This window comes from Mucilaginibacter terrigena (assembly GCF_004168255.1).
Lineage (GTDB): Bacteria > Bacteroidota > Bacteroidia > Sphingobacteriales > Sphingobacteriaceae > Mucilaginibacter > Mucilaginibacter terrigena.
Map to the genome: position 1 here is coordinate 1 of NZ_SEWG01000013.1, position 6,286 is coordinate 6,286.

The 6,286-nt window shown below is 37.8% G+C and carries 5 protein-coding genes; all 5 read right to left on the reverse strand.

Features of this window, described 5'->3' with window-relative positions:
- Positions 1 to 1,725: 1,725 nt before the first annotated feature.
- Complete coding sequence (locus tag EWM62_RS19060) at positions 1,726 to 1,956, reverse strand: hypothetical protein (RefSeq protein WP_129878275.1); 231 nt, start codon at positions 1,954 to 1,956, stop codon at positions 1,726 to 1,728.
- A 108-nt stretch (positions 1,957 to 2,064) separates the two neighbouring features.
- Entirely contained in the window at positions 2,065 to 4,569 is a 2,505-nt protein-coding gene (locus EWM62_RS19065; protein ID WP_129878276.1) for a kinetochore Spc7 family protein, read from the reverse strand.
- 99 nt (positions 4,570 to 4,668) lie between these two features.
- Positions 4,669 to 5,328 (reverse strand): hypothetical protein, encoded by a 660-nt coding sequence (locus EWM62_RS19070; RefSeq protein WP_129875322.1) that lies wholly within the window; start codon positions 5,326 to 5,328, stop codon positions 4,669 to 4,671.
- A gap of 26 nt (positions 5,329 to 5,354) precedes the next feature.
- Positions 5,355 to 5,612, reverse strand: coding sequence for a hypothetical protein (locus EWM62_RS19075; RefSeq protein ID WP_129878277.1), 258 nt, complete (start codon positions 5,610 to 5,612; stop codon positions 5,355 to 5,357).
- Positions 5,613 to 5,711: 99 nt separating this feature from the next.
- A partial coding sequence (locus tag EWM62_RS19415; protein WP_162499882.1) for a hypothetical protein occupies positions 5,712 to 6,286 on the reverse strand: 575 nt, incomplete at its 5' end.

The following is a 6,286-nucleotide window of genomic DNA, read 5'->3' on the forward strand; positions in this document are numbered from 1 at the left end:
ATTCTTTAATTCTACAAATTCCGGTTCAGACGATTTGAACTATACAAATATCGGGACTATTATTGATTGTGATGGTGACACAAGTGTGTCAATAGGATTGTCTGAACTCGAATTCAGAGGATTTTTGGAATTTATTGAATTACATTATTTATTCTGATAATTCTTTAATTCTACAAATTCCGGTTCAGACGATTTGAACTATACAAATATCGGGACTATTATTGATTGTGATGGTGACACAAGTGTGTCAATAGGATTGTCTGAACTCGAATTCAGAGGATTTTTGGAATTTATTGAATTACATTATTTATTCTGATAATTCTTTAATTCTACAAATTCCGGTTCAGACGATTTGAACTATACAAATATCGGGACTATTATTGATTGTGATGGTGACACAAGTGTGTCAATAGGATTGTCTGAACTCGAATTCAGAGGATTTTTGGAATTTATTGAATTACATTATTTATTCTGATAATTCTTTAATTCTACAAATTCCGGTTCAGACGATTTGAACTATACAAATATCGGGACTATTATTGATTGTGATGGTGACACAAGTGTGTCAATAGGATTGTCTGAACTCGAATTCAGAGGATTTTTGGAATTTATTGAATTACATTATTTATTCTGATAATTCTTTAATTCTACAAATTCCGGTTCAGACGATTTGAACTATACAAATATCGGGACTATTATTGATTGTGATGGTGACACAAGTGTGTCAATAGGATTGTCTGAACTCGAATTCAGAGGATTTTTGGAATTTATTGAATTACATTATTTATTCTGATAATTCTTTAATTCTACAAATTCCGGTTCAGACGATTTGAACTATACAAATATCGGGACTATTATTGATTGTGATGGTGACACAAGTGTGTCAATAGGATTGTCTGAACTCGAATTCAGAGGATTTTTGGAATTTATTGAATTACATTATTTATTCTGATAATTCTTTAATTCTACAAATTCCGGTTCAGACGATTTGAACTATACAAATATCGGGACTATTATTGATTGTGATGGTGACACAAGTGTGTCAATAGGATTGTCTGAACTCGAATTCAGAGGATTTTTGGAATTTATTGAATTACATTATTTATTCTGATAATTCTTTAATTCTACAAATTCCGGTTCAGACGATTTGAACTATACAAATATCGGGACTATTATTGATTGTGATGGTGACACAAGTGTGTCAATAGGATTGTCTGAACTCGAATTCAGAGGATTTTTGGAATTTATTGAATTACATTATTTATTCTGATAATTCTTTAATTCTACAAATTCCGGTTCAGACGATTTGAACTATACAAATATCGGGACTATTATTGATTGTGATGGTGACACAAGTGTGTCAATAGGATTGTCTGAACTCGAATTCAGAGGATTTTTGGAATTTATTGAATTACATTATTTATTCTGATAATTCTTTAATTCTACAAATTCCGGTTCAGACGATTTGAACTATACAAATATCGGGACTATTATTGATTGTGATGGTGACACAAGTGTGTCAATAGGATTGTCTGAACTCGAATTCAGAGGATTTTTGGAATTTATTGAATTACATTATTTATTCTGATAATTCTTTAATTCTACAAATTCCGGTTCAGACGATTTGAACTATACAAATATCGGGACTATTATTGATTGTAATGGTGACAGTAGCTTGTCAGTATCCATTTTTTCGCACCTTGCACCACAACACCCCGCGCCTCATCACGCCGTAAAACAATTCAATGCCCGCCATATGGTGCGTTCATCTTTATCAAATTTTACTTCGGCTTCCAGTACTGCCTGGTTTTTAGTGATGCCGCGGGTTTGCACCTGGGCATTCACCCAAAGGTAGATCTCGCGGTAGGTGAATACCTTGGTGTTAATTAAACCGGCCTTATACATGGCCGAAAGGATGCCCTCGTCGAATAGTGTGTTTGCTGTTTGGATATTCATTAAAGTATCAAGTAGTTAGTATGGAGATTGGTATCAAGTAGTTAGTATCAAGTATCAAGATTCCAAAAGGGATAGTCTGTCTAACTACTTGATACTATATACTTGCTACTATAAATTAACCCTGTTAACCGTTTGGGCCAGTATGTTTTGCTGGTTGTTAACGTCCTTTACGTCTACATAAATAGGGGGGAAGTTGTTGATCATCTGGTAGGCCAGGGTATTGGCCAGTTCTTTGGCATCGTTAACGGGCTGGTTATAGTAGCGGTTGGCGTTGCCACCATCGGTAAATATGCCGCCTATTGCGTAACCCCGGCCCATGTTGGGTATCGAAAAATCCCTGCCACCGTGGGCAACGTTAATGGCGCTTACCAGGTTGCGCGCCCATGGGTTGCGCATGGCTTCAGACACCACCACAGCCTCGCCGCTGCGCAGGAAGGCGTTGGTGTTATCGGTGCGACTGTAGCCGGGCAATAACGCGCCACGACCATCAGACATGTATTGCCCACCTGTAGCAAAACCTGGTTTTTGTTTGGCAATATCAGCTATTGAGGCCGCGCCCTGGCCGGCAATAATGGCAGCCTGTGCTATTGCCAGTGCCTGTCCAATAAACGGCAGATGCGCATAACCTTCAAACGAACCAATGATTCCCTTTTTTGTACTGATGATAACATCGGCAATAGAGGTGGCCTTTTTGGCCATAAATGCCGCCTTGTAAATTGCAGAATCCTTTTTTGTATTTTTTAATACCGCATCAATGTACTTATCGCCGGCGTGTATTTTTGAACTTACCAGTTTATCTTCCAGGTCGGCTTTCTTTTTGGCGTATTCTTCCTCTATTTTTTTAACCTCTTCCTGTGTTAGTTTGGAGTTTTTAATGGCAGCGTCATGCTGGGCTTTTAGTAACACAAGTTGCTGTTTTAAAGTTGGGTCGGTAGGTTGGGCTGTGTCGCCCTCCTTATTAGCAGGCTGCGCCTCGTTGGCGGTGTTAGCGGTTGTTGCGTTATTTGGCTGATTTGGATTTTCGTTTTTAACTGTCTCTACTTGTTTGGTTAACTGAGCTTCGTATTTTATACGTACCCCGGCTGCCTTGGCAAGCATGTCGTTTTGTTTTTTGATCGATTCATCAAGTAGCCGTTCATCTTCGGCGTGGCCCTTACCTTTTATTTCGGCTAACTGCTTTTGCTCATCTATTATCCTTTGTTTAATAACTTCGGTTTCTTTATCAAAGGCTTGCAGTTTTTGATTTTTATCTTCCTCAGCCTGTAGTATGGCTTTTTGTTGAGCGCTTTCCGTACTATCAATTACAATTTGCTGTAACTGGTGTTCAAAATCGCTGAGTTTCTCCAGGTCATTTTTTTGAAAATCTGCTTTTAACAGGGTTAACGCTTCCTGGTGCTGTTTTTCTAAATCCTGCTGTTCCTTAACGGACAGTTTCTTATTAGCCTTTAGCTTATCATAATAAGTATTAGTTTCGTTTACCCTTTTGTTATACTGGGCAAAAATATTCGCCGATTCCTCGGCTATCTTATTTGTGATGTTGTAGTTATTATTCGGTTTGGCGCCACCATTTCCCTTTGGTTCATCGGGTACACCTTTACCATTTGTCATTCCAAGCCCGTTATCCTTCGTAACCTCCATTACCCTACCAGTCAGAAGCTTATTTTGCCCTTCTAATAATTTTGAGTCGGTTTTGATATTATTGTATTGTTTTTGTATTTCTGATTTTTGTTTTTTTAGATCATTTATTGCGAGTAATGCTTCGTTTTTAGGGTCTCGATTGTATCCTGGATATCCCATCACAAACGCAGGCCCCTCTATACTATCATACTTCTCCTGTGCTTTTTTTATTTTTTTATCATAATCACTAAGCTGGGCTACCAGCGGTTGAGCTTTAAAACTATTACCTATTTGCCTTTTGCTGTTGGCAACCATCATTTCTTCGGCGGCTTTGGCCTGTGCGGTAGCTGTTATTGCAGCGGCGAGTTTCCGATACTGTGTTTCGGCTTTGCCATTCAGTATAATATCATCCTTAATAACTTTAAAATATTGGGGGTATTGCGCTTTTAATGCATCAACTGCTTCTTTGCGTTTAACGTCCCCGAGGGTTTTATTTTGAGTGGCATTATACAATAGTTTTAGATGCACCAGTTCCTGCTGGGCATCCTCTTTGCCTTTAAGATTGGCCCTGGATAGCGCGTCACGAATAGTTGCCTGGTCTTTCATAGCCTTACCAAGTGATGTTAAATGTGTTTCACCCTTAATCAGATCACTAACCCAATCTATTAACGCGCCACCATAAGTTGCCAACAGGGTTACACCAACAGATATCAGCCCATTCCACGAAAACATAGACGAGGCAAGTTGTTTTAATATGTTTACAGGTTTGCCGCCCGCTTCAGCCATCTCTTTGTTCTGCTTATTAAGGTTAACCATCGATTGTACTACCTCGGGCAGTTTTTCGCCAATACCCTGCAGGCCGGCTTTTAAACCATCGGCAAAGGAGGGCAGCTTGCTGTTTAAGCCAACTACAGATTTCTGTAGTTCGTCTAAGGCATCCTTATATTTTTTTGCCTGTTCAATTTCATTGTCGGTAACGGAATTATAATTCGCCATATTTACTGTGTTTTAAATGCCAATTGGCATAGTTTGAATTTTAATTTAAGCCTGTAAATAGGCCAAATGATATGTAAAGTTAGCTTTTAATAAAAACAGCTATTTCTTAAACTCGGGCGATTCTTTTTCAGATATGTCGTAAATGTTCACATAAAAAGGCCCGTTGGCCCAAGTGTAGCCTTTTGGCAGTTTGTGGAACTCGTATTTGTCTTTACCAAGCACTTTTTCATTAGGGTTGATGATAAAATATAAACCCGTAAATGTTTTTCCGCTTATAAAATCATCCATAATATCGCTGCCTTGATAAGTGCCAATATATGCAGACTTGAGTTTGATTAGCTTATCGGCACTAATATGCCAGGATGTTCTGTGCAGATAAGTTTTTGTTGATGAAATTAATACTTTTTTTGCAATGTCTTTTTCCAATTCTGTTAGCTGCTGATCATCAATATCTTTATCTGTAATTGGGCGTATCAATCTAAAAAGATCCACATCCAGTGTATCCTTTACCCAATCAGGTCGCTCATATAACTTATTGCCAGGGTTTAGTTTATTATACCGCGCGTTCCAATAGTACAACTGTAAATAATCCCAGTTGTAAAATGCCGTTGCGGCAATTATTAGCAACACAATACCAGTTACGGATATAATAATAGTAGATTTTTTGCGGCTTTTTGGCTTTTTTACCTGCTCTGGTGTTACTTGTGTAGCGGTTTGCATAGGTTTGTATTTGCTAATTTTATTGGTAAATATAAACATGTGATTTAGGAAAAGCAAATAAGTTTTTAATTATAATAGACCTGCTTAAAAATTAGATTGGCCTCGCAAGAGGAATTCTTGCCCAATTTTAGGTCGAAGTTGGAAACTTCGACCAGTGGGGGCAACTTTTCGCCAATGCCTTGCAGGCCGGCTTTTAAACCATCGGCAAAGGAGGGCAGCTTGCTGTTTAAGCCAACTACAGATTTCTGTAGTTCGTCTAAGGCATCCTTATATTTTTTTGCCTGTTCAATTTCATTGTCGGTAACGGAATTATAATTCGCCATATTTACTGTGTTTTAAATGCCAATTGGCATAGTTTGAATTTTAATTTAAGCCTGTAAATAGGCCAAATGATATGTAAAGTTAGCTTTTAATAAAAACAGCTATTTCTTAAACTCGGGCGATTCTTTTTCAGATATGTCGTAAATGTTCACATAAAAAGGCCCGTTGGCCCAAGTGTAGCCTTTTGGCAGTTTGTGGAACTCGTATTTGTCTTTACCAAGCACTTTTTCATTAGGGTTGATGATAAAATATAAACCCGTAAATGTTTTTCCGCTTATAAAATCATCCATAATATCGCTGCCTTGATAAGTGCCAATATATGCAGACTTGAGTTTGATTAGCTTATCGGCACTAATATGCCAGGATGTTCTGTGCAGATAAGTTTTTGTTGATGAAATTAATACTTTTTTTGCAATGTCTTTTTCCAATTCTGTTAGCTGCTGATCATCAATATCTTTATCTGTAATTGGGCGTATCAATCTAAAAAGATCCACATCCAGTGTATCCTTTACCCAATCAGGTCGCTCATATAACTTATTGCCAGGGTTTAGTTTATTATACCGCGCGTTCCAATAGTACAACTGTAAATAATCCCAGTTGTAAAATGCCGTTGCGGCAATTATTAGCAACACAATACCAGTTACGGATATAATAATAGTAGATTTTTTGCGGCTTT

Bases quoted from the DNA above. Each gene is read 5' to 3' on its own strand.
- EWM62_RS19060 (WP_129878275.1), bottom strand. From the start codon at position 1,956: ATGAATATCCAAACAGCAAACACACTATTCGACGAGGGCATCCTTTCG.
- EWM62_RS19065 (WP_129878276.1), bottom strand. From the start codon at position 4,569: ATGGCGAATTATAATTCCGTTACCGACAATGAAATTGAACAGGCAAAA.
- EWM62_RS19070 (WP_129875322.1), bottom strand. From the start codon at position 5,328: ATGTTTATATTTACCAATAAAATTAGCAAATACAAACCTATGCAAACC.
- EWM62_RS19075 (WP_129878277.1), bottom strand. From the start codon at position 5,612: ATGGCGAATTATAATTCCGTTACCGACAATGAAATTGAACAGGCAAAA.